This window comes from Pseudomonas sp. S2_F03 (assembly GCF_054668335.1).
This window is the reverse complement of record NZ_CP162759.1, coordinates 2,269,922-2,293,263: the sequence shown is the minus strand read 5'-3', so window position 1 is coordinate 2,293,263 and position 23,342 is coordinate 2,269,922. Positions and strand designations below refer to the sequence as shown.

Genomic DNA, 23,342 nt, shown 5'->3' with positions numbered 1-23,342 from the left:
GTACGCCAAATGTTGCAACCAAAGCGTACGAAGTTCCGCAAGCAGATGACAGGCCACAACCGTGGTCTGGCTCAGCGCGGTAGCAAAGTCAGCTTCGGCGAATATGCGCTGAAGTCTGTAGCTCGTGGTCGTCTCACCGCTCGTCAGATCGAGTCAGCGCGTCGTGCTCTGACCCGTCACGTTAAACGTGGCGGCAAGATCTGGATCCGTGTATTCCCGGACAAGCCTATTTCCAAAAAGCCCCTCGAAGTTCGGATGGGTAAAGGTAAGGGTAGTGTGGAGTACTGGGTTGCCCAGATTCAGCCAGGCAAAGTCCTGTATGAAATCGAGGGTGTTTCTGAAGAGCTGGCGCGTGAGGCTTTTGCCCTGGCTGCTGCAAAGCTGCCGCTCGCCACCGCCTTTGTTAAACGGACGGTGATGTGATGAAAGCGAATGAACTTCGTGAAAAATCCGCACAGCAGCTGAACGAGCAACTGCTCGGCTTGCTGCGCGACCAGTTCAATCTGCGTATGCAGAAAGCAACTGGCCAGTTGGGGCAGTCTCATCTGCTCTCGCAAGTTAAGCGTGACATCGCTCGCGTGAAGACTGTGCTCAACCAGCAGGCAGGTAAGTAATCATGGCTGAAGCCGAAAAAACTGTCCGTACGCTGACTGGCCGTGTTGTCAGCGACAAGATGGACAAAACCATCACCGTACTGATCGAGCGTCGCGTTAAGCACCCGATCTACGGTAAATACGTTAAGCGTTCGACTAAGCTGCACGCGCACGACGAAACCAATCAGTGCCACATCGGCGACAAAGTCACTATTCGTGAAACTCGTCCTTTGGCCAAGACCAAGTCTTGGGCGCTGGTTGATGTTCTCGAACGCGCTGTGGAAGTCTAAGGACTAGGGGTCGGAGAAATTATATGATTCAGACTCAATCCATGCTCGATGTGGCCGATAACAGCGGCGCTCGCCGTGTTATGTGCATCAAGGTGCTGGGTGGCTCCCATCGTCGTTACGCTGGTATCGGTGACATCATCAAAGTTACCGTGAAGGAAGCAATTCCTCGCGGTAAAGTGAAAAAAGGCCAAGTGATGACTGCTGTTGTAGTCCGCACTCGTCACGGCGTACGTCGTGCTGATGGCTCCATTATCCGCTTTGATGGCAACGCTGCTGTTCTTCTGAACAACAAGCAAGAGCCGATCGGCACCCGTATCTTTGGGCCAGTGACCCGTGAACTTCGTACTGAGAAGTTCATGAAGATCGTCTCGCTCGCCCCAGAAGTGCTGTAAGGAGATCCGACATGCAAAAGATTCGTCGTGACGACGAGATCATCGTGATCGCCGGCAAAGACAAAGGTAAGCGCGGTAAGGTGCTTAAGGTTCTCGCTAATAACCGTCTGGTTATTGGCGGTCTGAACCTGGTTAAGCGTCATACCAAGCCTAACCCGATGTCGGGCGTACAAGGCGGTATCGTCGAAAAAGAAGCTCCACTGGACGCTTCTAACGTCGCCATTTTCAACGGCGAAACCAACAAGGCTGACCGCGTTGGTTTCAAAGTAGAAGACGGCAAGAAAATTCGTGTCTTCAAGTCGACCCAAAAAGCGGTTGATGCTTGAACACTGCTAGGTAGAAGACCATGGCACGACTAAAAGAGATTTACTGGAAGGAAATCGCACCGAAACTTAAGGAAGAACTTAAGCTTTCGAACGTGATGGAAGTTCCACGCGTTACAAAAATCACCCTGAACATGGGTCTGGGCGAAGCGGTCGGTGACAAAAAAGTCATCGAGCACGCTGTTGCCGACCTGGAAAAGATCACCGGCCAGAAAGTCGTTGTGACCTACGCTCGGAAATCCATCGCTGGCTTTAAAGTCCGTGAAGGTTGGCCGATCGGCGTCAAAGTGACCCTGCGCCGTGAGCGTATGTACGAGTTCCTGGATCGTCTGCTGTCGATCTCCCTGCCTCGGGTTCGCGACTTCCGCGGCCTGAATGCCAAGTCCTTCGATGGTCGTGGTAACTACAGCATGGGCGTTAAAGAGCAGATCATCTTCCCGGAAATCGACTACGACAAGATCGATGCTCTCCGCGGTCTGGACATTACCCTGACCACCACTGCCAAGAACGATGATGAAGGTCGCGCCCTGTTGCGTGCTTTCAAATTCCCGTTCCGCAACTGATTGGAGTAGGAAAATGGCCAAGATGAGCATGAAAAACCGCGAGCTGAAGCGTCAGCTCACGGTTGCCAAGTACGCCAAAAAGCGTGCAGCACTGAAAGCTATCATCGTTGATCTGAACGCAAGTCCAGAAGCACGCTGGGAAGCTACAGTAGCTCTGCAGAAGCAGCCACGTGACGCAAGCGCCTCGCGCATGCGTAACCGCTGCCGCCTGACCGGTCGTCCACACGGCGTTTACCGCAAGTTCGGCCTCGGCCGTAACAAGCTGCGTGAAGCTGCAATGCGTGGTGACGTACCTGGTCTGGTTAAAGCCAGCTGGTAAGCACTATCAAAGTCTCGGTGTTCGGGTTCGCAAGATCCTGACCGCCGGTGACCTTGAACTTGAATCAAGCCCCTTTTGGGGCTTGATTCATTTGTGGGGTGTGTCTAGAATACCCGGCTCGCCTGAGCCCGTGCTTTTTCCGCATGGATGAGCTCGGCGACACGTAGTAGCCGCAAGGCTAATTTTTTTGTATTAGGAGCGTCTAGCCCATGAGTATGCAGGACCCGTTAGCGGACATGCTAACTCGAATCCGTAATGCCCAGATGGCTGAAAAGTCCGTCGTAAGCATGCCATCTTCTACTTTGAAGGTAGCTGTTGCCAAAGTCCTGAAGGACGAAGGTTACATTGCGGGTTATCAGATCAGCAGCGAAATCAAACCACTGCTGTCCATCGAGCTGAAGTACTTCGAAGGCCGTCCGGTCATCGAGGAAGTGAAGCGCGTTAGCCGTCCAGGCCTGCGTCAGTACAAGTCCGTCGATGATCTGCCAAAAGTTCGTGGCGGTCTCGGTGTGTCTATCGTCTCCACCAACAAAGGTGTGATGACGGATCGTGCTGCGCGCGCTGCCGGTGTCGGCGGCGAAGTTCTTTGCACTGTGTTCTAAGGGGGGATAAGCATGTCACGCGTCGCTAAGAACCCCGTTAAGCTGCCAGCCGGTGTCGAAGTCAAATTCGCAGGCCAACAGCTTTCGGTGAAGGGTGCCAAGGGCACTCTCGAACTGAACATCCATTCGTCCGTTGAGATCGTTGAAGAAGCTGGTGAGCTGCGTTTCGCTGCTCGCAATGGCGATCAACAAACTCGCGCAATGGCTGGTACCACTCGTGCGTTGGTAAACAACATGGTCCAAGGCGTAAGCCAAGGCTTCGAGCGCAAGCTCCAGCTGGTCGGTGTTGGTTACAAAGCGCAAGCAAAAGGCACAGTGCTGAACCTGGCTCTTGGCTTCTCGCACCCAGTGGATTATGAACTGCCGGAAGGCATCACCGCTGAGACTCCTAGCCAGACCGATATCCTGATCAAGGGCATCGATAAGCAGCTGGTAGGTCAAGTGGCCGCCGAGATCCGCGACTTCCGTCCACCAGAGCCGTACAAAGGCAAAGGTGTGCGCTACGCGGACGAAGTCGTCCGTCGTAAAGAAGCCAAGAAGAAGTAGGGCATAGCAAATGACCGACAAAAAAGTTACTCGACTGCGTCGCGCTCGCAAAGCACGCCTGAAAATGCACGAACTCGAAGTCGTGCGTCTCTGCGTGTTCCGCTCGTCGCAGCACATCTACGCCCAGGTCATTTCGGCCGACGGCAACAAAGTCCTGGCATCTGCCTCGACTTTGGATAAAGAACTGCGTGATGGCGCCACTGGCAACATCGACGCGGCCACTAAGGTTGGCCAGCTGGTCGCTACGCGTGCTAAAGCCGCTGGCGTCTCGCAGGTGGCTTTCGACCGCTCTGGCTTCAAGTACCACGGTCGCGTCAAGGCGCTGGCTGATGCTGCTCGTGAAGCTGGGCTGGAGTTCTAAGTTATGTCAAATAACGACCAAAAGCGCGACGAAGGCTACATCGAGAAGCTGGTTCAAGTTAACCGCGTAGCCAAAACCGTTAAAGGCGGCCGTATCTTCACTTTCACCGCGTTGACCGTGGTTGGTGATGGTAAAGGGCGTGTTGGCTTCGGCCGTGGCAAGTCGCGTGAAGTGCCTGCTGCGATCCAGAAGGCAATGGAAGCTGCTCGCCGCAACATGATCCAAGTTGATCTGAACGGCACCACTCTGCAGTACGCAATGAAGTCCGGTCACGGCGCTTCGAAGGTGTACATGCAGCCTGCTTCTGAAGGTACCGGTATCATCGCTGGCGGCGCTATGCGTGCTGTCCTCGAAGTTGCTGGCGTTCAGAACGTTCTGGCCAAGTGCTACGGCTCGACTAACCCGGTAAACGTGGTTCACGCCACTTTCAAAGGTTTGAAAGCTATGCAGTCTCCTGAATCCATTGCCGCCAAGCGTGGCAAAAGCGTCAAGGAGATCTTCTGATCATGGCTACCGTTAAAGTTACGCTGATCAAAAGCATGACCGGCCGTATCCCTAACCACAAACTGTGCGTTAAGGGTCTTGGTCTGCGTCGCATCGGTCACACTGTAGAAGTCCAGGATACTCCCGAGAATCGCGGGATGATCAACAAGGCTTACTACATGCTGCGTGTCGAGGGTTAATCGATGAAACTCAATGATCTGAGTCCAGCGCCGGGTTCCCGTCGCGAAAAGCATCGTCCGGGCCGTGGTATCGGTAGTGGTTTGGGCAAGACCGGTGGCCGTGGCCACAAAGGTCAGTCCTCCCGCTCCGGTGGCACCATTGCTCCAGGCTTTGAAGGCGGTCAACAGCCGCTGCATCGTCGCCTGCCGAAGTTCGGTTTCGTTTCCCTGAAAGCCATGGATCGCGCAGAAGTGCGTTTGTCCGAGCTGGCTAAAGTGGAAGGCGACATCGTCACCGTGCAGTCCCTGAAAGATGCCAACGTGATCAACGTCAACGTACAGCGTGTGAAAATCATGCTGTCCGGCGAAGTTACTCGCGCTGTCACCATCGGAAAGGGAATCGGCGCCACCAAAGGTGCGCGTGCGGCTATCGAAGCAGCTGGCGGCAAGTTCGAGGAATAAATGGCTAAGCAAGGTGCTCTCTCTGCGCTCGGCAAAGGCGGTATGTCTGAACTCTGGGCTCGTCTGCGTTTTCTGTTCCTGGCGATTATCGTCTACCGAATAGGCGCACACATCCCGGTTCCAGGTATCAACCCGGACCGACTCGCGGACCTGTTTCGACAGAATGAGGGGACCATTCTTAGCTTGTTCAACATGTTTTCCGGTGGCGCGCTGGAACGGATGAGCATCTTTGCACTGGGGATCATGCCGTACATTTCGGCATCGATCATCATGCAACTGATGACCGCCGTCAGCCCGCAGCTGGAGCAGTTGAAGAAGGAAGGTGAAGCTGGCCGTCGCAAGATCAGCCAGTACACCCGCTACGGCACTGTCGTCCTCGCTCTCGTTCAGGCAATTGGCATGTCCATTGGTCTGGCGGGGCAGGGCGTTGCGTTCACTGGTGACTTTGGCTTCCATTTCGTCGCGGTATCCACTTTTGTGGCTGGTGCGATGTTCATGATGTGGCTGGGTGAGCAGATTACTGAGCGTGGTGTTGGCAACGGTATCTCGATGTTGATTTTTTCGGGTATCGTCGCCGGTCTTCCGAGAGCGATCGGGCAGTCTTTCGAGTCTGCACGTCAGGGCGATATCAACATCTTCGCCTTGGTTGCCATCGGTTTGCTGGCAGTAGCGATTATCGGTTTCGTGGTGTTCATTGAGCGTGGTCAGCGTCGTATTGCTGTTCACTACGCCAAGCGTCAGCAGGGCCGTAAGGTCTTTGCTGCGCAGACTAGCCACTTGCCGCTGAAGGTGAACATGGCCGGTGTTATTCCGGCCATTTTCGCGAGCAGCATTTTGCTGTTCCCGGCTTCGTTGGGTGCCTGGTTCGGTCAGTCTGAAGGTATGGGCTGGTTGCAGGACATCTCGCAGTCGATCGCTCCTGGTCAGCCGTTGAATATTCTGCTGTTTAGTGCAGGGATTATTTTCTTCTGCTTCTTCTATACGGCGTTGATGTTCAATCCGAAAGACGTAGCGGAAAACCTGAAGAAGTCCGGTGCCTTTATTCCGGGCATCCGTCCAGGTGAGCAGTCTGCGCGCTACATTGATGGCGTTCTGACTCGCTTGACCATGTTCGGTGCTCTTTACATGACGGCCGTGTGCCTGTTGCCCCAGTTCCTGGTGGTTGCAGCAAACGTACCGTTCTACCTTGGCGGGACCTCGTTGCTGATCGTCGTCGTGGTTGTGATGGACTTCATGTCCCAAGTACAATCGCACCTCGTTTCGCACCAGTACGAATCCCTGATGAAGAAAGCCAACCTGAAGGGTTACGGCAGCGGCATGTTGCGCTGAGTACCCATAAGGTTCGAGGAGTTGGTGATGAAAGTTCGTGCATCGGTGAAAAAGCTGTGCCGTAACTGCAAGATTATTCGCCGCGAAGGTGTTGTTCGAGTAATTTGCAGCGCGGAACCGCGTCACAAACAGCGCCAAGGCTGAGTGTGATTGTGCTTCAAGCCCGGTAGCTAGTGCGCTACCGGGTTGATTATTTGTTATTACAGCGATATTATCTCGCGCCCTATTTCTTGGCTTCCGGGGCGTAGGTAGCTGTCAATTGGAGTCCCACTGAATGGCCCGTATTGCAGGCGTTAACATTCCAGATAACAAGCATACTGTTATCTCGCTGACCTACATCTATGGTGTTGGTCGCACTACTGCACAGAAGATCTGTGCAGTGACTGGGGTAAACCCAGCCGCAAAGATCAAAGATCTGAGCGACGAGCAGATTGAACAGCTGCGTGGCGAAGTGGCGAAGTTCACCACTGAAGGTGACCTGCGTCGCGAAATCAACATGAAAATCAAGCGTTTGATGGACCTCGGTTGCTATCGCGGTCTGCGTCATCGTCGTGGTCTTCCAGTACGCGGTCAGCGTACCAAGACTAACGCGCGTACCCGTAAAGGTCCGCGTAAGCCGATCCGCAAGTAATCGCCCCAGCGAATCGACAGGAAATTAATCATGGCTAAACCTGCTGCTCGTCCTCGTAAAAAAGTTAAAAAGACAGTGGTTGATGGCATCGCCCACATCCATGCATCTTTTAACAACACAATCGTGACCATCACCGACCGTCAAGGCAACGCTCTTTCCTGGGCTACCTCCGGTGGTTCGGGTTTCCGCGGTTCCCGCAAGTCCACCCCGTTTGCTGCTCAAGTAGCTGCTGAACGTGCTGGCCAAGCTGCGCTGGAATACGGTCTGAAAAACCTCGACGTTAACGTCAAAGGTCCAGGCCCAGGTCGTGAATCCGCAGTCCGCGCTTTGAACGGCTGTGGCTACAAGATCGCCAGCATCACCGACGTGACGCCAATCCCGCACAACGGGTGCCGTCCGCCGAAGAAGCGCCGCGTGTAATCCAGGAGATTGTAAAGAATGGCTCGTTACATTGGTCCAAAATGCAAACTCGCTCGTCGCGAAGGCACCGATCTCTTTCTGAAGAGCGGCGTGCGCGCGATCGAATCGAAGTGCAACATTGAAGCAGCACCTGGTATCCACGGCCAACGCCGCGGTCGCCAGTCCGATTACGGCACCCAACTGCGTGAAAAGCAGAAGGTCCGTCGTATCTACGGCGTTCTCGAGCGTCAATTCAGCGGCTACTATAAAGAAGCTGCTGGCAAGAAAGGTGCAACCGGTGAAAACCTGCTGCAACTGCTCGAATGCCGTTTGGACAACGTTGTATACCGTATGGGTTTTGGCTCTACTCGTGCCGAATCCCGTCAGCTGGTATCGCACAAATCCGTCAGCGTTAACGGTCAGACCGTAAACGTACCGTCTTACCAGGTTCGTGCTGGTGATGTGGTCGCGATTCGCGAGAAAGCAAAGAACCAACTTCGCATTGTCCAAGCTCTCGATCTGTGTGCCCAACGTGGCCGCGTAGAATGGGTAGAAGTAGACACTGAGAAGAAGTCGGGCGTTTTCAAGAACGTTCCAGCTCGCAGTGATCTGTCCGCCGACATCAACGAAAGCCTGATTGTCGAGCTCTACTCCAAGTAAGGGCTAGAAAATAGGTGCATCCATGCAGATTTCGGTAAATGAGTTCCTGACACCCCGCCACATTGATGTGCAGGTTGTCAGTCCAACCCGCGCCAAGATCACTCTCGAGCCTCTCGAGCGTGGTTTCGGCCACACCCTGGGCAACGCGCTGCGCCGCATCCTGTTGTCCTCAATGCCCGGCTGTGCAGTAGTCGAGGCCGAGATTGACGGTGTACTCCATGAGTACAGCGCCATCGAAGGCGTACAGGAAGACGTAATTGAAATCCTGTTGAACCTTAAAGGTCTGGCTATCAAGCTGCACGGTCGTGACGAAGTTACGCTGACCTTGTCGAAGAAGGGTTCGGGGGTGGTTACCGCTGCCGATATTCAGCTGGATCATGATGTCGAGATCGTTAACCCCGATCACGTAATCGCTAACCTGGCGTCTAACGGCGCCCTGAACATGAAGCTCACCGTAGCTCGTGGTCGTGGTTATGAACCGGCAGACTCGCGTCAGAGCGATGAAGACGAAAGCCGCAGCATCGGTCGCTTGCAGCTTGACTCTTCGTTCAGCCCGGTTCGCCGTATCGCATACGTGGTGGAAAACGCCCGTGTCGAGCAGCGTACTAACCTGGACAAGCTGGTTATTGATCTGGAAACCAACGGTACTCTGGATCCTGAAGAGGCTATCCGCCGCGCTGCAACCATTCTGCAACAGCAGTTGGCTGCGTTCGTCGACCTCAAAGGTGACAGTGAGCCAGTGGTTGTTGAGCAGGAAGACGAGATCGATCCGATCCTGCTTCGCCCGGTTGACGATCTGGAACTGACTGTACGTTCGGCTAACTGCCTTAAGGCGGAAAACATCTACTACATCGGTGACCTGATTCAGCGTACCGAAGTAGAGCTGTTGAAGACTCCGAACCTTGGCAAGAAATCCTTGACTGAAATCAAGGACGTTCTGGCCTCCCGCGGTCTGTCCCTCGGCATGCGCCTCGACAACTGGCCGCCTGCAAGTCTTAAGAAGGACGACAAGGCGACTGCCTGATCGTCGTAATCACCGAACGTCGTGTTTGGTAAGGAATGAACCATGCGTCATCGTAAAAGTGGTCGTCACCTGAGCCGCACTAGCTCGCACCGCAAGGCCATGTTTCAAAACATGGCAGTGTCGCTGTTCGAGCACGAGCTGATCAAAACTACACTGCCGAAAGCTAAAGAACTGCGTCGCGTTGCTGAGCCGCTGATCACTTTGGCCAAGACAGACAGCCTGGCTAACCGCCGTCTGGCTTTCGACCGTACTCGTTCGAAAGCTATCGTTGGTAAGCTCTTCAACGACCTGGGCAAGCGTTACGCTACCCGTGAGGGTGGCTACCTGCGCATCCTCAAGTGCGGCTTCCGCGCTGGCGACAACGCGCCTATGGCGTACGTCGAGTTGGTTGATCGTGCTACTGCTGGCGAAGCTGTATCCGCCGAGTAAGACGTCAGTCTGAAACAAAGAACCGGGCCTAGTGCCCGGTTTTTTGTGTGCGGTCGAAAGTATGTTAGAAATTTTCTATCGATTACAAAATGTTAATGAATTTGTAGGTGTAACGTGGGTGAGCAATACTCCTTTTCAGCCGATTAGCCGGCAGTGAAAGACTGACAAAGGAAGAGATCGCATGAGCCAAAGTAAAACGCTTACCACCGCCAGTGGCGCTCCTGTCGCCGATAACCAGAATTCTCGCACCGCCGGCCCTCGTGGCCCGCTGCTGCTCGACGATTTTCACCTGATCGAGAAGCTCGCCCATTTCAACCGTGAAAACATCCCTGAGCGTCGCGTGCACGCTAAAGGTTCGGGCGCCTACGGAACGTTCACCGTAACGCGTGATATCACCCAATACACCAGCGCTAAACTGTTCGAGTCCGTGGGCAAGCAAACCCCGACGTTCCTGCGGTTTTCCACTGTTGGTGGTGAGCGTGGTTCGGCCGACACTGAGCGCGATCCACGTGGCTTCGCCCTGAAGTTCTATACCGAGGAAGGCAACTGGGACATCGTCGGCAACAACACGCCCGTTTTCTTCATTCGCGATCCTTTGAAATTCCCCGACTTTATTCACACTCAAAAACGCTTGCCGCAAAGCAATCTGAAAAGTGCGCAGATGATGTGGGATTTCTGGTCGCACTCACCCGAGGCGTTGCACCAGGTCACGATCCTGTTCTCGGATCGCGGCATTCCTGACGGTTACCGTCACATGCATGGCTTCGGCAGTCACACCTACAGCCTGATCAACGCCAGCGGCGAGCGGCATTGGGTGAAGTGGCACTACAAGACTCAGCAAGGGATCAAGAACCTCGCTCCGGCAGATGCTGCACGCCTGGCGGGCACTGATCCGGATTACGCCCAGCGTGACCTGTTTGGTGCAATCGAGCGCGGAGACTTCCCCAAATGGCGTGTTTGCATCCAGATTATGTCTGAGGCTCAGGCAGCAGAGCATTACGAGAACCCGTTCGATGTGACCAAGACCTGGTCGCAGAAAGAGTTTCCACTGATTGAAGTAGGCGAATTGGAGCTCAATCGCAATCCGCAGAACTACTTTGCTGAGGTCGAGCAAGCGGCGTTTGGTCCGAGCAACATGGTGCCGGGTGTCGGTCTGTCGCCTGATCGCATGCTGCAAGGTCGCGTATTCGCCTACGCGGATGCTCACCGCTACCGTGTTGGCACCAATCACCAGCAACTGCCGGTGAATGCGCCTCGCAGTCCGGTGAACAGCTACCAGCGTGATGGTTCGATGGCGTTTGGCAGCAACGGCGGTGCAACGCCTAACTATGAGCCGAACAGCTATGTCGCTTCGCCGAAGCAAGCGCCTCATTATGCAGAGCCGCCGTTGGTGCTGAGCGGGGCGGCTGATCGCTACGATCACCGCGAAGATACCGACTACTACAGCCATGCCGGTGCGTTGTTCCGTTTAATGAGCGATGAGCAGAAAAGGCTGCTGGTCAGCAATATTGCCGGCGCAATGGCTGGGGTTTCCAGCGATGTGGTTGACCGTCAATTGCAGCATTTCTACAAAGCCGATCCTGCGTATGGAGAAGCAATCGCAAAGCTGCTCAACGTACAGCTTAACGAAGTCTAAATGAGAAGCAGAACCGCCCTCGATTGGGCGGTTTTTGCGTTATTTAAACCACTTTTCTCAGAATATCTTCGCTTTTATCGCGCAAACGGAGTGACCAATCAGTCGTCGTGGTTCAAACTACAGACTTTCAAGCAGGGAGATGTAGGGCGATGCAAGGCCACCCAGACGTAATCGATTACCTCAACACGTTGCTGACTGGCGAACTGGCGGCACGTGATCAATATTTCGTCCATTCGCGGATGTATGAGGACTGGGGTTTCACCAAGCTCTACGAACGTATCAATCACGAGATGGAAGAAGAGGCGGGGCATGCGGATGCCCTGATGCGCCGTATCCTGATGCTCGAAGGCACGCCGCGCATGCGTCCCGACGACCTTGATGTCGGCACCACCGTGTCGGAGATGCTCGCCGCTGACCTGCGCCTGGAATACAAAGTCCGCGCCGCACTCTGCAAGGGCATCAAGCTCTGCGAGCAGCACAAGGACTATGTCAGCCGCGAGATGCTGCGGATCCAGTTACATGACACCGAAGAAGATCACACCTACTGGCTTGAAAAGCAGATGGGTCTGATCAAGTTGATCGGTCTCGAGAACTACCTGCAATCCCACGCCTGATTGCACCGATATAAAAAAGCCCCTATCACTGAGTCAGTGACAGGGGCTTTTTTTCGAGCCGGATTCAGGCTCGATCACGCTCCAGCAGCGGTTTGAGGTAGAAGCCGGTATGCGACTGCTTCATCTCGGCGACTTCTTCCGGTGTCCCGACGGCAATGATCTGCCCGCCCTTGGAACCGCCCTCCGGCCCCAGGTCCACCAGCCAGTCAGCGGTCTTGATCACGTCGAGGTTATGCTCGATTACCACCACGGTGTTGCCGTGGTCGCGAAGGCGGTGCAGCACATCCAGCAATTGCTGAATGTCCGCGAAGTGCAGACCGGTCGTAGGCTCATCGAGGATATACAGCGTCTTGCCGGTATCGCGCTTGGACAGTTCACGGGACAGTTTCACCCGTTGCGCTTCACCGCCGGACAGTGTGGTCGCCGATTGCCCCAGTTTGATGTACGACAAACCCACATCCATCAGCGTCTGAAGTTTGCGTGCCAGGGCTGGAACCGCATCGAAGAACACCCGGGCTTCCTCGATGGTCATCTCGAGGGTTTCGTGGATGCTCTTGCCCTTGTACTTGATCTCCAGTGTTTCACGGTTGTAGCGCTTGCTTTTGCAGACGTCGCACGGGACATAGATGTCTGGCAGGAAGTGCATTTCCACCTTGATCAAACCGTCGCCCTGGCAGGCCTCGCAACGTCCGCCTTTCACGTTGAAGGAGAAGCGTCCCGGGCCGTAACCCCGTGAACGAGACTCCGGCACACCGGCAAACAGCTCACGAATCGGCGTGAACAGACCGGTGTAAGTCGCCGGGTTGGAGCGTGGTGTACGACCGATTGGGCTTTGGTCGATGTCGACGACCTTATCCAGATGCTCCAGGCCCTTGATGCTGTCGTGAGCGGCAGCTTCAAGCGTTGTTGCGCCGTTGAGCGCCGTTGCGCTCAACGGGAAGAGCGTGTTGTTGATCAGTGTCGATTTGCCAGAGCCCGATACACCGGTCACGCAGGTCAACAGGCCAATCGGAATTTCCAGGTCAACGTCGCGCAAGTTGTTACCGCGAGCGCCCTTGAGCGACAACGACAGTTTCTTGTTACGCGGTGTGCGTTTGGCCGGAACAGCAATCTTCACCCGACCCGACAAGTACTTGCCAGTCAATGAATCCGGGTGAGCCATGACCTCGGCCGGTGTACCTTCGGCGACAATATGGCCACCGTGTACGCCAGCGCCCGGACCGATGTCCACCACGTAGTCGGCCAGGCGAATCGCATCTTCATCGTGCTCGACCACGATCACCGTGTTGCCGATGTCGCGCAGGTGCTTGAGCGTCCCGAGCAACCGATCGTTATCGCGTTGGTGCAGGCCAATCGACGGTTCATCGAGGATGTACAGAACCCCCACCAGGCCGGCACCAATCTGGCTGGCCAGGCGAATCCGCTGGGCCTCGCCGCCGGACAATGTGTCCGCACTGCGATCCAGCGAAAGATAGTCGAGGCCCACGTTCACCAGAAACTGCAGGCGTTCGCGGATTTCCTTGAGGATCTTGTCGGCAATTTCGCCGCGACGGCCTGTCAGCTTCAGAACCTCGAAATACTCGCAGGCATCCCCGATCGGCAGATTGGTCACTGCGGGCAGCGTCTTCTCGCCTACCCACACGTGCCGGGCTTCACGCCGCAGGCGCGTGCCCCGGCAGTCCGGGCACGACTGGGTGCTGAGGAATTTGGCCAGCTCTTCACGCACCGAAGCAGACTCGGTTTCGCGATAGCGGCGCTCAAGGTTCGGCACGATGCCTTCAAACGGATGAGAGCGTTTGACGATGTCGCCACGGTCGTTCAGGTATTTGAAGTCGACGTTTTGCGAGCCGCTACCATGCAGGATGAATTTCTGTTGGTCGGCCGGCAGTTCGTTGAATGGCACTTCCAGGCTGAATTTGTAGTGGGACGCCAACGACCCGAGCATCTGGAAGTAATAGACGTTGCGCCTGTCCCAGCCGCGAATCGCGCCCTCGGCCAGTGTCAGCTCGCCATTCACCAATCGCTTGATGTCGAAAAACTGCTTCACACCCAGGCCGTCGCAGGTCGGGCAAGCGCCGGCCGGGTTGTTGAAGGAGAACAGCTTGGGTTCGAGCTCACTGATGGCGTGGCCGCAAATCGGGCAGGCGAAGCGCGCGGAGAAGATCATTTCTTCACCCGGTTCGTCGTCCATCGGCGCAACCAGCGCAATGCCGTCAGCCAGTTTCAGTGCGGTTTCGAACGATTCGGCCAGGCGCTGTTGCAGATCGGCGCGAACCTTGAAACGGTCGACCACGACATCGATCGAATGCTTCTTCTGTTTATCCAGCTTGGGCAATTCGTCCAGCTCGCAGAGCCGGCCATTGACCCGGGCCCGGACAAAACCCTGGGCGCGCAGTTCTTCGAAGACCGACAGATGCTCGCCTTTGCGCTCGCGGATGACCGGGGCCAGCAACATCAGTTTGCTGCCCTCCGGTTGGGCGAGGACCAGGTCGACCATCTGGCTGACAGTTTGCGCTTCCAGTGGGATGTCGTGATCCGGGCAGCGCGGAATACCCACGCGCGCATACAGCAGACGCAGGTAGTCGTAGATTTCGGTGATGGTGCCGACCGTCGAGCGCGGGTTGTGCGAGGTCGACTTCTGTTCGATGGAAATGGCCGGCGACAAACCTTCGATGGTGTCGACGTCAGGCTTTTCCATCATCGACAAAAACTGCCGGGCATAGGCCGACAGCGATTCGACATAGCGACGCTGGCCTTCGGCGTACAGCGTGTCGAATGCCAGGGACGATTTGCCCGACCCGGACAGGCCGGTGATGACGATCAGCTTGTCCCGTGGCAGGGTCAGGTCGATGTTCTTCAGGTTGTGGGTCCGGGCCCCACGAATCAGGATCTTGTCCAAAGTGGCCTCGCTTGGCGGGCGTCGAAAACGTAGGAGTATACGGCCAAATACTGGATGGATGCACACTATCAAACGAGTGGATGATTGTCTTAGATGAAGAGTCTGTCAGCAGAACGCGTCAAAGCGTCGCGATATACCCTGTCAATCGATGGGACTGGTAGAATCGCGGCCGGTTCACATGAGGTTTTTCCATGCACGATCCCCACAGCGAACGCATGAGTGGCAGTGAGACCCGCGCAGCAAGCGGTCTGGCCCTGGTGTTCGCATTCCGTATGCTTGGCATGTTCATGGTGTTGCCGGTACTGGCGACCTATGGGATGGATCTGGCAGGTGCAACACCGGCCCTCATCGGGTTGGCGATTGGCGCTTACGGCCTGACCCAGGCGATCTTCCAGATTCCTTTCGGCATCATTTCCGACCGCATTGGTCGCCGCCCGGTGATTTACCTGGGGCTGATCGTCTTCGCGCTCGGCAGTGTGCTGGCGGCCAATGCCGATTCGATCTGGGGCGTTATCGCCGGGCGAATCCTGCAGGGCGCGGGGGCGATTTCTGCCGCCGTCATGGCCTTGCTGTCAGACCTGACCCGCGAGCAGCATCGGACCAAAGCCATGGCCATGATCGGCATGACGATCGGTTTGTCGTTCGCGGTCGCCATGGTCGTAGGACCGTTGCTGACCCGTGCCTTCGGCCTGTCCGGATTGTTCCTCGCCACGGGTGGCATGGCGCTGTTCGGTATCGTGATCGTGATGTTCATGGTGCCAAAGTCCACCGGCCCGTTGCAGCACCGAGAGTCGGGTGTCGCGCGTCAGGCGCTGTTACCGACGCTCAAACATCCGGACCTGTTGCGCCTGGACCTGGGCATTTTTGTGTTGCACGCGATGTTGATGTCGAGCTTCGTCGCGTTGCCTTTGGCGCTGGTTGAAAAAGCCGGTTTGCCTAAAGAGCAGCACTGGTGGGTCTACCTGACAGCTCTGCTGATTTCTTTCTTCGCCATGATTCCGTTCATTATCTACGGCGAGAAGAAACGCAAAATGAAACGAGTTTTATTGGGCGCAGTGCTGACGCTGATGCTCACTGAGCTATTCTTCTGGCAGTTTGGCGATAGCCTGCGGGCTCTGGTGATCGGGACGGTGGTGTTTTTCACCGCGTTCAATCTGCTGGAAGCTTCGTTGCCATCGCTGATCAGCAAGGTTTCACCAGCAGGCGGCAAGGGCACGGCGATGGGGGTTTATTCCACCAGTCAGTTCCTCGGTTCGGCACTGGGCGGTATCCTCGGCGGCTGGATGTTTCAGCATGGCGGTTTGTCGGTTGTATTCCTGGGATGTGCCGGGCTGGCTGCACTTTGGTTGGCCTTTGCTGTTACCATGCGTGAACCTCCCTATGTGACGAGCCTGCGCTTGCCGTTGTCGCCCGAAGCGATTCGTGAAGCTGGCCTGATCGAGCGCCTGAAGGCCGTTACTGGGGTTACCGATGCAATTGTCGTTGCCGATGAAGCCGCCATTTACATCAAATTGGACACAGAATTATTGGATCGCAACACGCTTGAGCGTCTGGTGAACAACCCGGCCGCGACAGCGTGCGAAGCCTAGGAGAACGCAATGGCCCGTGGGGTTAACAAAGTCATATTGGTCGGTACTTGCGGCCAGGATCCTGAAGTTCGTTACCTGCCAAATGGCAACGCCGTGACCAACCTGAGTCTGGCGACCAGCGAACAATGGACCGACAAGCAAACCGGTCAGAAGGTCGAGAAGACCGAATGGCACCGTGTGTCGATGTTCGGCAAGGTTGCCGAAATCGCCGGCGAATACCTGCGTAAAGGTTCGCAGGTATACATCGAAGGCAAGCTGCAGACCCGCGAGTGGGAAAAAGACGGTATCAAGCGTTACACCACTGAAATCGTGGTCGACATGCAAGGCACCATGCAACTGCTGGGCGGCCGTCCACAACAGGGCGACCAACAAGGCGGTGGCAACAACTACCAGCAATCCGCTCCGGCCCCACGCCAACAGGCGCCGCGTCCACAGCAGTCGGCGCCACAACAGTCGCGTCCGGCTCCACAGCAAGCCGCACCGCAACCGGCTCCGGATTTCGACAGCTTTGATGACGATATCCCGTTCTGATCCGTAGCTTTTTCAGAACCGTAAACAAAAAAAAGCGAAGCCATTGATCTGGCTTCGCTTTTTTTGTGGGCGCTGTTAACGGGATAACGTGGTCACATTGGCCCGCGCCGAGTGCAGTTTCTTGTAGCTATCGATCAACCGCAGGTGCCTGTCGAGCCCCTCCAGTTTGATGCTGGTCGGCGTCAAGCCATGGAAGCGCACGCTGCCATCCACCGAGCCGATCGCTGCATCCGTGCGCTCGTTGCCAAACATCCGGCGGAAATTGGCCTCGTAGTCTTCCAGTTCCAGGTCTTCGTCCAGCTTCATTTCCAGCACCACATTGATGGCCTGGTAGAACAAGCCGCGCTCAACCGTGTTGTCGTTGTACTGCAGGAACATTTCCACCGCCTCTTTCGCCTCTTCATATTGCTGCAAGGCGAGATAAATCAGCAGCTTCAACTCAAGAATCGTCAGTTGGCCCCACGCCGTGTTGTCGTCAAATTCGATGCCGATCAAGCTGGTGATGTCGGTGTAGTCGTCCAGCTCACTTTCCACCAGACGCTCAACCAGCGATTGCAGTTCTTCTTCGTCCAGACGATGCAGGTTGAGGATATCGGCGCGGAAGAACAGCGCTTTGTTGGTGTTATCCCAGATCAGATCGTCCGCGGGATAGATTTCCGAGTAGTCCGGCACCAGGATGCGGCACGCCTTGGCGCCGATGTGCTCGTAGACCGCCATGTACACTTGCTTGCCCATGCCTTCGAGAATGCCGAACAGGGTCGCGGCTTCCTCGGCATTCGAGTTTTCACCCTGGCCGGAGAAGTCCCACTCCACGAATTCGTAGTCTGATTTGGCACTGAAGAAGCGCCACGACACCACGCCGCTGGAGTCGATGAAGTGCTCGACGAAATTATTCGGCTCCGTTACCGCATGACCTTCAAATGTCGGCTGAGGCAGATCGTTGAGGCCTTCGAAGCTACGGCCCTGCAACAATTCGGTCAGGCTGCGCTCCAGTGCCACTTCCAGGCTTGGGTGCGCGCCGAACGAGGCGAACACACCACCGGTACGCGGGTTCATCAGGGTGACGCACATCACCGGGAATTCGCCGCCCAGGGACGCATCCTTCACCAGCACCGGGAACCCTTGCTCTTCCAGCGCCTGAATCCCGGCGAGAATCCCCGGGTACTTCGCCAACACATCGGCTGGCACATCCGGCAGGGCAAACTCACCTTCGATGATTTCGCGTTTGACCGCGCGTTCGAAGATCTCCGACAGGCACTGCACCTGGGCTTCGGCCAGCGTGTTGCCAGCGCTCATGCCGTTGCTGAGGAACAGGTTTTCAATCAGGTTGGACGGGAAATACACCACCTCGCCGTCCGACTGACGCACGAATGGCAGCGAGCAAATGCCACGCTCTTCATTGCCCGAGTTGGTGTCGATCAGATGGGAACCACGCAGCTCGCCGTCCCGGTTGTAAATCTTCAGGCAGTGTTCGTCGAGAATTTCAGTCGGCAGCGCATCTTTGCGACCAGGCTTGAACCAGCGTTCGTCCGGGTAATGCACAAACGGCGCGTTGGCGATGTCTTCGCCCCAGAACTGGTCGTTGTAAAAGAAGTTGCAGTTGAGTCGCTCGATAAACTCGCCCAGTGCCGACGCCAACGCGCCTTCTTTGGTCGTGCCCTTGCCATTGGTGAAACACATTGGCGAGTGCGCATCGCGGATGTGCAGCGACCACACGTTGGGAACGATATTGCGCCACGAAGCGATTTCAATCTTCATGCCCAGGTCAGCGAGGATGGCCGACATGTTGGCGATGGTCTGCTCCAGCGGCAGGTCCTTGCCGGCAATATAAGTGCTCGCCTCTGAGTTAGAAGCAGGCATCAGCAACGCCTGGGCATCGGCGTCGAGGTTTTCCACTTCTTCGATCACAAACTCAGGCCCGGCTTGCACCACTTTTTTCACGGTGCAACGGTCGATGGAGCGCAGGATGCCCTGGCGGTCCTTGTCGGAGATGTCTGCCGGCAACTCGACCTGAATCTTGAAAATCTGGTTGTAGCGGTTTTCCGGATCAACAATGTTGTTCTGCGACAGGCGGATGTTATCGGTGGGAATACTGCGAGTGTCGCAGTACAACTTCACGAAATAAGCCGCACACAACGCCGACGAAGCCAGAAAGTAATCGAACGGACCCGGTGCCGAGCCATCGCCCTTGTAGCGAATAGGCTGGTCGGCCACCACCGTGAAGTCATCGAACTTTGCTTCAAGCCGAAGGTTGTCGAGAAAGTTGACCTTGATTTCCATGGGGGATTACCAGAATAACGGGCTAGACGAATTGGCCGCCATTATCCGGCTTTTCGGGCGTAAGTCTTGTCGTTGTCTCGTCTTGACCTTGGTTTAGCCCTGTTTTCACACGAACGCCCGATGCACGGCACCGGGGTTTCTTATGCACGACGTATTGCTCAGTCGAGTATCAGGTGCGGCAAAAACCGGCTCGAATCCTTGGTGATCAAACTGTTGTCTTCCCGCACGCCAATACCGGCGGCCTGATCGCCAATCACCCAAGAGCCAATCAGCGTATAGCTGTCGCCAAACTTCGGCAGCGGGGCGAACTCCTGGAGGATAAACGGCGCATCCGTGTAGGGCCCATCTTCTTTGACGATCAGGCCATCGGCCGTTTGCAGCTCGATGTTGGCGCCTTCACGGGAGAAGAACGGTTTGCGCACCCAGCCCTTGGGCACCGCTTTATTCGGATCCGTGTCCAGGTGAGCGGCGAGCAGGTTCGGGTGACCTTTGTTGAACTCCCACAGCAACGGCAGGATGCCCTTGTTGGAGATGATGGATTTCCACGCCGGCTCGAAAAACTGGGTGTCACTCTGGGCAATCGCGGCGCCGAAGGGCTCGTGGAAAATGAATTCCCAGGCATGCAGCTTGAACAAGTGCGGGATCCAGCGATCTTCGAGATCGACGAATCGTCCGTCGCTGGTGAGGCCGATGTCTTCGATATCGATGTGCCGGGATTCTATGCCGACTTTTTCCGCGACCAGTCGCAAATAGTCGGTGGTGCCCTTGTCTTCGACCGAGTGTTTCATCGAGGCGAAATAGAAGGGCTGTTTGAGCTGCAGTTGAGCAAAGGCCTGATGGAGTTTGGTGTCGATGCTATTGAACTGGTCGGCATGCTTGGGCAGCAAGCCGCGTTCGATGCATTGCTCCAGCCAGCCCCATTGAAACGCCGCGGCCTCATACAGGCTGGTCGGCGTGTCGTAGTTGAGCTCCAGCAACTTGGCCGGCCCGGTGCCGTTGTAGGAGAAATCCATGCGCCCATACAGGTGCGGGTGACCTTCAAGCCATGATGTGCGAATCATGTCGTAGAACGCCGACGGAATACTCAGGCGTTCCAGCAACTCCTCGCTCTGAACCACGCGGGCCACCAGGTCCATGCACATCTCATGGATCTCGGTGGTCGGGTCCTCCAGATCGTTTTCGATTTGCTTGAGCGTGAACTGGTAATACGCGCTCTCGTCCCAATAGGGTTCGCCGTCGATGGTGTGGAACAGAAAGCCGAGACCTTCGGCGGTCTGTTTCCAGTCATGACGCTCTGCGCAATGGATCTTCTTCATGGCCCGGTTTCCTTAACTGCTCGACCCGCCGCCCCAGCCACTGCGTGCGCTGGCCTTGCTGCCGAAACCGCCACGCGACGTCGACGAGGCAACGGAAGAAACCGGCTTGCTCGCCGATTTGCTGATGGAGTTGCTGTAGCTGCCGCTGCCGCCGTACTTCGCCTGGTTGGACCGGTTGAACGTCGAACCGTTGGCAATGCGCTGGTTGAGGGTTGAGGAGCCATAGTTGCCGCGATCATCGCGGTAGCGGTAGACCGGTTGGGAGTAATAGCTGTTGCGGTTGTTGCTCAGCATGTTGCCGATCAACAGCCCGGTCAGCAGGCTGCTGGTAGAAAACCCCGAGCCGCCGGTGTTGGCTTCCGAGGCCGGCAGTTGTGCCTTGGCGGCGTCCACCTGGGATTGCGTCACCTGGCCATCAGCGGTCAGCTCGAAGCCGCCCAGCCTGGGGATGAACTTGCCGGCCGAGTCCTGCTGGCACCAGTCGGCGACAAAATCGGCATCGCAATCGGCCTGGTTGTCGTACACCGGGGCAATGCGACGATGCTCGGCCATGGCACTCATGTAGGCATCGGAGCAGACGTCCACCGGGAGTTTTTCATCGGCGCATTGCTGGACGGACTGGAAGTTGTACTTCTTCTGCACCGCGTAGGTTTTTTCCGTTGGCCCGCAACCGGATATCGCCATGGCGACCGATGCGGCCAGCGAGAGCTGAACGTACTTGCTTCGTTTCATCGAAATCTCCGCTGCGCGATCAGTTCTGGGAAGGGGTCATGCACGCGGCGTTGAGCATGCCGACGCTGATGGCCACTGCCGCCACATAAATGCCCGCGGCGATTTCACCTTTTTTGATGCGCTCCGAGGTGCCTTTGAGTACCAGGCTGGTCATCAAGAACGCCAGCAGTTGCACGAAGGCGGCGATGACGGCCCAGACAACGAAGTCGAGCAGACTGATCGAATAGGCAATCACATTGCTGGCCGGGATGGCGAAACCAATGATGGCACCACCGAGGGCGATGGCGGCCGCCACGTTGCCCGAGCGGATCAGTTCGAACTCTTTGTGCGGCGTGATGCGGGTGTAGATGAACTGGAACAGCGCGAACAACACCGCGGCGCCGAGGATGTACGAAACAAACCCGAGCACAGCCGCCGGGTTCAGAGAGATGGAGAGAGCTTCTAGCATGGACGTCTTCCTTGTTAAAAGTGTTCAGGTCGGTGGTGTACAGCGAGACACCCAACGACGTGCTCAAACTGATGGTGCCTTCAGCGTCTTCTTCGACGGAGAACAGCAGAAATTCCCGGCGATCGGTCAGGCCGGTTTCGCGGGCGTACAGCATTGAACGGTGCTCGATGCTGTAGGCGTCCTCCGGATTTTTCAGCTGTTCGCTCAGCGCCACCAATTCGGTCTGGCCATTCTCGGTGCCCCATTCGCGGGTGTATTCGACGCCGTTGTGGGTGTAGGTCGGCAAGCCGATCAGGCTTTGCGGGCCGGCCAGTCGGCGCAATTCCGCCTCGCTGCTGATGGTGATGTAGCTGAGGTAGTTGAACAGGATCACCGACTCGACCTGCCCGGCGATATCGCCGGTGGTGTGCACCTGCAGCCAGTATTCTTCGTCGTTCATGTAGTAGCGCGAGAGCCAGGTAGACTGCCCGAGATCGATGGTGCCGTTGCTCCAGATCTGCTGGGAACCCGGAATCGTCACGGTGGTGTTGCCGTCGAGCAACAATTTCAGGCTGGTGTCGAACATCACGCCTTTGCCCAACCCCAGGCCCAGTGGGCCCGCTGCCGGCAGGGTTTCACTGGCGGTCCATTTCGAATCGGTATTCGCGTTCGGGGCCTCAAGCCCCATCAACTGTTTAAACCATCCCATGGGAGATCTCCTTGAGGCGAGTGGAGGCGATGTAGAAGAGTTCGCCGCCCTCAACGCGTGTCGCGTTGGGCGGGTTGATCGAAGGGTGTTGGGCGCCTTTGGCGCGATAGCCGATGAGAGTGGCGTTATGGCGTTCTTTCATCTGCGCGTACAGGTCACCAAAGGTGGCCTCATACGTTTCGGGCAGTTTCATCAGGTATTGGGTCGCGCCTTCACCCACGCACAGCAACTCATTGATGACCATGGACGAGCCCGGGTCCTGAGAGGCGCGCACCAACATCTCGATGGCCATGCTTGAGGTGCATTCGAGAGTGGGGGCGTAGGCGCTGGCGAGTGCGGCGATTTCGCTTTCATTGAAATGCGCGACCACGTGCCCGATCGGGTTCAGTTGATTGACCGCCAGCACGGTGGCCAGGGTCAAATCGTCTGACGGGGTTCGCACCAGCACGCGCTCGGCACCCGGAACACCGGCGCGCAGTAATAACGCCGCCGAGGACAGGCTGTCACCTTTGATGAAGCTGGCCTTGCCCGGCATGGGGTTTTCTTCAAGGGTGCAATCGCAAATCACGATCAGGTTGTCGTTGGAGGTTTCGTCCTGCAACAACAATTCAATGACCCGTTCGCTGCACGCGCCTTCCCAGCCGATGAGAACCGTATGGCCGACCTTGCCGGTGAAATCGCCTTTGCCCTTCATGCCTTTTCTCCATGCATCGATAACACTGCTGGTGGTTTTGCCAATCGCCGCTGTCAGCAGCGCAATGCCACCGAGCATGACCCAGGTCGCCACGAAAATCCGCCCGGCCGAGGTCTGCGGCGCGAGGTCGCCATAGCCGACGGTCAGCGTGGTGGTGAGATAGAAGTAGGTAAACGTGGCGGGGGTGGTGAGCTGATGTTCGCCCAGCAACACCAGCCCCAGCCAGGCGGTGGTCAGGTGGATGCCCAACGCAATCACCAGGCCCGCCCAGCCGAAACGGTGGAACAGGGACGAGGCATACAGGCGTAATAAAAGGAATATCGACATTTC

The 23,342-nt window shown here is 56.4% G+C and carries 30 protein-coding genes and 1 pseudogene; 24 read left to right on the top strand and 7 right to left on the bottom strand.

Going from position 1 to position 23,342, the window contains the following annotated elements:
- Positions 1-9: 9 nt before the first annotated feature.
- From rplP to bfr, 22 genes are all read left to right on the top strand, one after another.
- Positions 10-423, top strand: a complete 414-nt coding sequence (gene rplP / locus AB4N76_RS10880) for a 50S ribosomal protein L16 (protein ID WP_007943783.1) — start codon at positions 10-12, stop codon at positions 421-423.
- Positions 423-614, top strand: coding sequence for a 50S ribosomal protein L29 (rpmC, locus tag AB4N76_RS10875; RefSeq protein WP_002555481.1), 192 nt, complete (start codon positions 423-425; stop codon positions 612-614). The genes rplP and rpmC overlap by 1 nt, the downstream gene beginning before the upstream one ends.
- 2 nt (positions 615-616) lie before the next feature.
- Complete coding sequence (rpsQ, locus tag AB4N76_RS10870; protein ID WP_003176419.1) at positions 617-883, top strand: 30S ribosomal protein S17; 267 nt, start codon at positions 617-619, stop codon at positions 881-883.
- 23 nt (positions 884-906) lie between these two features.
- Positions 907-1,275 carry a 50S ribosomal protein L14 gene (gene rplN / locus AB4N76_RS10865; protein WP_002555479.1) on the top strand — a complete coding sequence of 123 codons (369 nt, stop codon included), beginning with the start codon at positions 907-909 and terminating at the stop codon, positions 1,273-1,275.
- A gap of 11 nt (positions 1,276-1,286) precedes the next feature.
- Positions 1,287-1,601 carry a 50S ribosomal protein L24 gene (gene rplX / locus AB4N76_RS10860; protein WP_003176416.1) on the top strand — a complete coding sequence of 105 codons (315 nt, stop codon included), beginning with the start codon at positions 1,287-1,289 and terminating at the stop codon, positions 1,599-1,601.
- Positions 1,602-1,621: 20 nt separating this feature from the next.
- Complete coding sequence (gene rplE / locus AB4N76_RS10855) at positions 1,622-2,161, top strand: 50S ribosomal protein L5 (protein ID WP_003176415.1); 540 nt, start codon at positions 1,622-1,624, stop codon at positions 2,159-2,161.
- A 13-nt stretch (positions 2,162-2,174) separates the two neighbouring features.
- Positions 2,175-2,480, top strand: a complete 306-nt coding sequence (rpsN, locus tag AB4N76_RS10850) for a 30S ribosomal protein S14 (RefSeq protein ID WP_003176414.1) — start codon at positions 2,175-2,177, stop codon at positions 2,478-2,480.
- Between the two features lie 209 nt (positions 2,481-2,689).
- The gene (gene rpsH / locus AB4N76_RS10845; protein ID WP_003186040.1) at positions 2,690-3,082 is read left to right on the top strand and encodes a 30S ribosomal protein S8; all 393 of its coding nucleotides are present in this window, start codon (positions 2,690-2,692) and stop codon (positions 3,080-3,082) included.
- 12 nt (positions 3,083-3,094) lie between these two features.
- Positions 3,095-3,628, top strand: a complete 534-nt coding sequence (rplF, locus tag AB4N76_RS10840; protein ID WP_003176412.1) for a 50S ribosomal protein L6 — start codon at positions 3,095-3,097, stop codon at positions 3,626-3,628.
- A gap of 10 nt (positions 3,629-3,638) precedes the next feature.
- A complete protein-coding gene (rplR, locus tag AB4N76_RS10835) occupies positions 3,639-3,989 on the top strand; it encodes a 50S ribosomal protein L18 (protein WP_003186037.1) in 351 nt (116 codons plus the stop codon).
- A 3-nt stretch (positions 3,990-3,992) separates the two neighbouring features.
- Positions 3,993-4,493 (top strand): 30S ribosomal protein S5, encoded by a 501-nt coding sequence (gene rpsE, locus AB4N76_RS10830; RefSeq protein WP_007943782.1) that lies wholly within the window; start codon positions 3,993-3,995, stop codon positions 4,491-4,493.
- Between the two features lie 2 nt (positions 4,494-4,495).
- The gene (gene rpmD / locus AB4N76_RS10825; RefSeq protein ID WP_003176408.1) at positions 4,496-4,672 is read left to right on the top strand and encodes a 50S ribosomal protein L30; all 177 of its coding nucleotides are present in this window, start codon (positions 4,496-4,498) and stop codon (positions 4,670-4,672) included.
- 3 nt (positions 4,673-4,675) lie between these two features.
- Positions 4,676-5,113, top strand: a complete 438-nt coding sequence (gene rplO, locus AB4N76_RS10820) for a 50S ribosomal protein L15 (protein ID WP_007896782.1) — start codon at positions 4,676-4,678, stop codon at positions 5,111-5,113.
- Positions 5,114-6,442 carry a preprotein translocase subunit SecY gene (gene secY / locus AB4N76_RS10815; RefSeq protein WP_003228718.1) on the top strand — a complete coding sequence of 443 codons (1,329 nt, stop codon included), beginning with the start codon at positions 5,114-5,116 and terminating at the stop codon, positions 6,440-6,442.
- 27 nt (positions 6,443-6,469) lie between these two features.
- Positions 6,470-6,586, top strand: a complete 117-nt coding sequence (gene rpmJ / locus AB4N76_RS10810; protein WP_002555468.1) for a 50S ribosomal protein L36 — start codon at positions 6,470-6,472, stop codon at positions 6,584-6,586.
- 130 nt (positions 6,587-6,716) lie between these two features.
- A complete protein-coding gene (gene rpsM / locus AB4N76_RS10805; protein WP_003186020.1) occupies positions 6,717-7,073 on the top strand; it encodes a 30S ribosomal protein S13 in 357 nt (118 codons plus the stop codon).
- 30 nt (positions 7,074-7,103) lie between these two features.
- A complete protein-coding gene (gene rpsK, locus AB4N76_RS10800) occupies positions 7,104-7,493 on the top strand; it encodes a 30S ribosomal protein S11 (protein WP_002555466.1) in 390 nt (129 codons plus the stop codon).
- Between the two features lie 18 nt (positions 7,494-7,511).
- On the top strand, positions 7,512-8,132 hold the full coding sequence (rpsD, locus tag AB4N76_RS10795) for a 30S ribosomal protein S4 (protein WP_003210056.1): 621 nt from the start codon (positions 7,512-7,514) through the stop codon (positions 8,130-8,132).
- A 22-nt stretch (positions 8,133-8,154) separates the two neighbouring features.
- A complete protein-coding gene (locus tag AB4N76_RS10790) occupies positions 8,155-9,156 on the top strand; it encodes a DNA-directed RNA polymerase subunit alpha (protein WP_003186012.1) in 1,002 nt (333 codons plus the stop codon).
- A gap of 42 nt (positions 9,157-9,198) precedes the next feature.
- A complete protein-coding gene (gene rplQ / locus AB4N76_RS10785; RefSeq protein ID WP_003176402.1) occupies positions 9,199-9,585 on the top strand; it encodes a 50S ribosomal protein L17 in 387 nt (128 codons plus the stop codon).
- A gap of 181 nt (positions 9,586-9,766) precedes the next feature.
- Positions 9,767-11,221 carry a catalase gene (locus AB4N76_RS10780; protein WP_460164457.1) on the top strand — a complete coding sequence of 485 codons (1,455 nt, stop codon included), beginning with the start codon at positions 9,767-9,769 and terminating at the stop codon, positions 11,219-11,221.
- Positions 11,222-11,370: 149 nt separating this feature from the next.
- Positions 11,371-11,835, top strand: a complete 465-nt coding sequence (bfr, locus tag AB4N76_RS10775; protein ID WP_046028854.1) for a bacterioferritin — start codon at positions 11,371-11,373, stop codon at positions 11,833-11,835.
- Between the two features lie 64 nt (positions 11,836-11,899).
- Here bfr and uvrA read toward each other — a convergent pair whose 3' ends face one another.
- A complete protein-coding gene (uvrA, locus tag AB4N76_RS10770) occupies positions 11,900-14,734 on the bottom strand; it encodes an excinuclease ABC subunit UvrA (protein ID WP_046028852.1) in 2,835 nt (944 codons plus the stop codon).
- Between the two features lie 191 nt (positions 14,735-14,925).
- On the opposite strand from uvrA, the gene AB4N76_RS10765 reads away from it, so the two are divergent.
- The gene (locus tag AB4N76_RS10765; protein WP_046028849.1) at positions 14,926-16,323 is read left to right on the top strand and encodes an MFS transporter; all 1,398 of its coding nucleotides are present in this window, start codon (positions 14,926-14,928) and stop codon (positions 16,321-16,323) included.
- Between the two features lie 9 nt (positions 16,324-16,332).
- Positions 16,333-16,854, top strand: coding sequence for a single-stranded DNA-binding protein (locus tag AB4N76_RS10760; protein WP_046028847.1), 522 nt, complete (start codon positions 16,333-16,335; stop codon positions 16,852-16,854).
- A gap of 75 nt (positions 16,855-16,929) precedes the next feature.
- On the opposite strand, the gene AB4N76_RS10755 is transcribed toward AB4N76_RS10760, so the two are convergent.
- From AB4N76_RS10755 to AB4N76_RS10730, 6 genes and pseudogenes are all read right to left on the bottom strand, one after another.
- Positions 16,930-19,134: an OsmC domain/YcaO domain-containing protein gene (locus AB4N76_RS10755; RefSeq protein ID WP_460164456.1), complete on the bottom strand. Its 2,205-nt coding sequence runs from the start codon at positions 19,132-19,134 to the stop codon at positions 16,930-16,932.
- Between the two features lie 158 nt (positions 19,135-19,292).
- Positions 19,293-20,450 carry a glutathionylspermidine synthase family protein gene (locus tag AB4N76_RS10750; protein ID WP_109787310.1) on the bottom strand — a complete coding sequence of 386 codons (1,158 nt, stop codon included), beginning with the start codon at positions 20,448-20,450 and terminating at the stop codon, positions 19,293-19,295.
- Positions 20,451-20,462: 12 nt separating this feature from the next.
- Complete coding sequence (locus tag AB4N76_RS10745) at positions 20,463-21,182, bottom strand: DUF1190 domain-containing protein (RefSeq protein WP_460164455.1); 720 nt, start codon at positions 21,180-21,182, stop codon at positions 20,463-20,465.
- 19 nt (positions 21,183-21,201) lie between these two features.
- Positions 21,202-21,630 (bottom strand): DUF350 domain-containing protein, encoded by a 429-nt coding sequence (locus AB4N76_RS10740; RefSeq protein ID WP_027924370.1) that lies wholly within the window; start codon positions 21,628-21,630, stop codon positions 21,202-21,204.
- A gap of 16 nt (positions 21,631-21,646) precedes the next feature.
- Positions 21,647-22,318, bottom strand: a pseudogene (locus tag AB4N76_RS10735) (DUF2491 family protein); the annotation flags it as partial.
- The gene (locus AB4N76_RS10730; RefSeq protein ID WP_046028838.1) at positions 22,305-23,339 is read right to left on the bottom strand and encodes an ion channel; all 1,035 of its coding nucleotides are present in this window, start codon (positions 23,337-23,339) and stop codon (positions 22,305-22,307) included. The gene AB4N76_RS10730 and the pseudogene AB4N76_RS10735, both read right to left, overlap by 14 nt.
- Positions 23,340-23,342 lie beyond the last annotated feature (3 nt).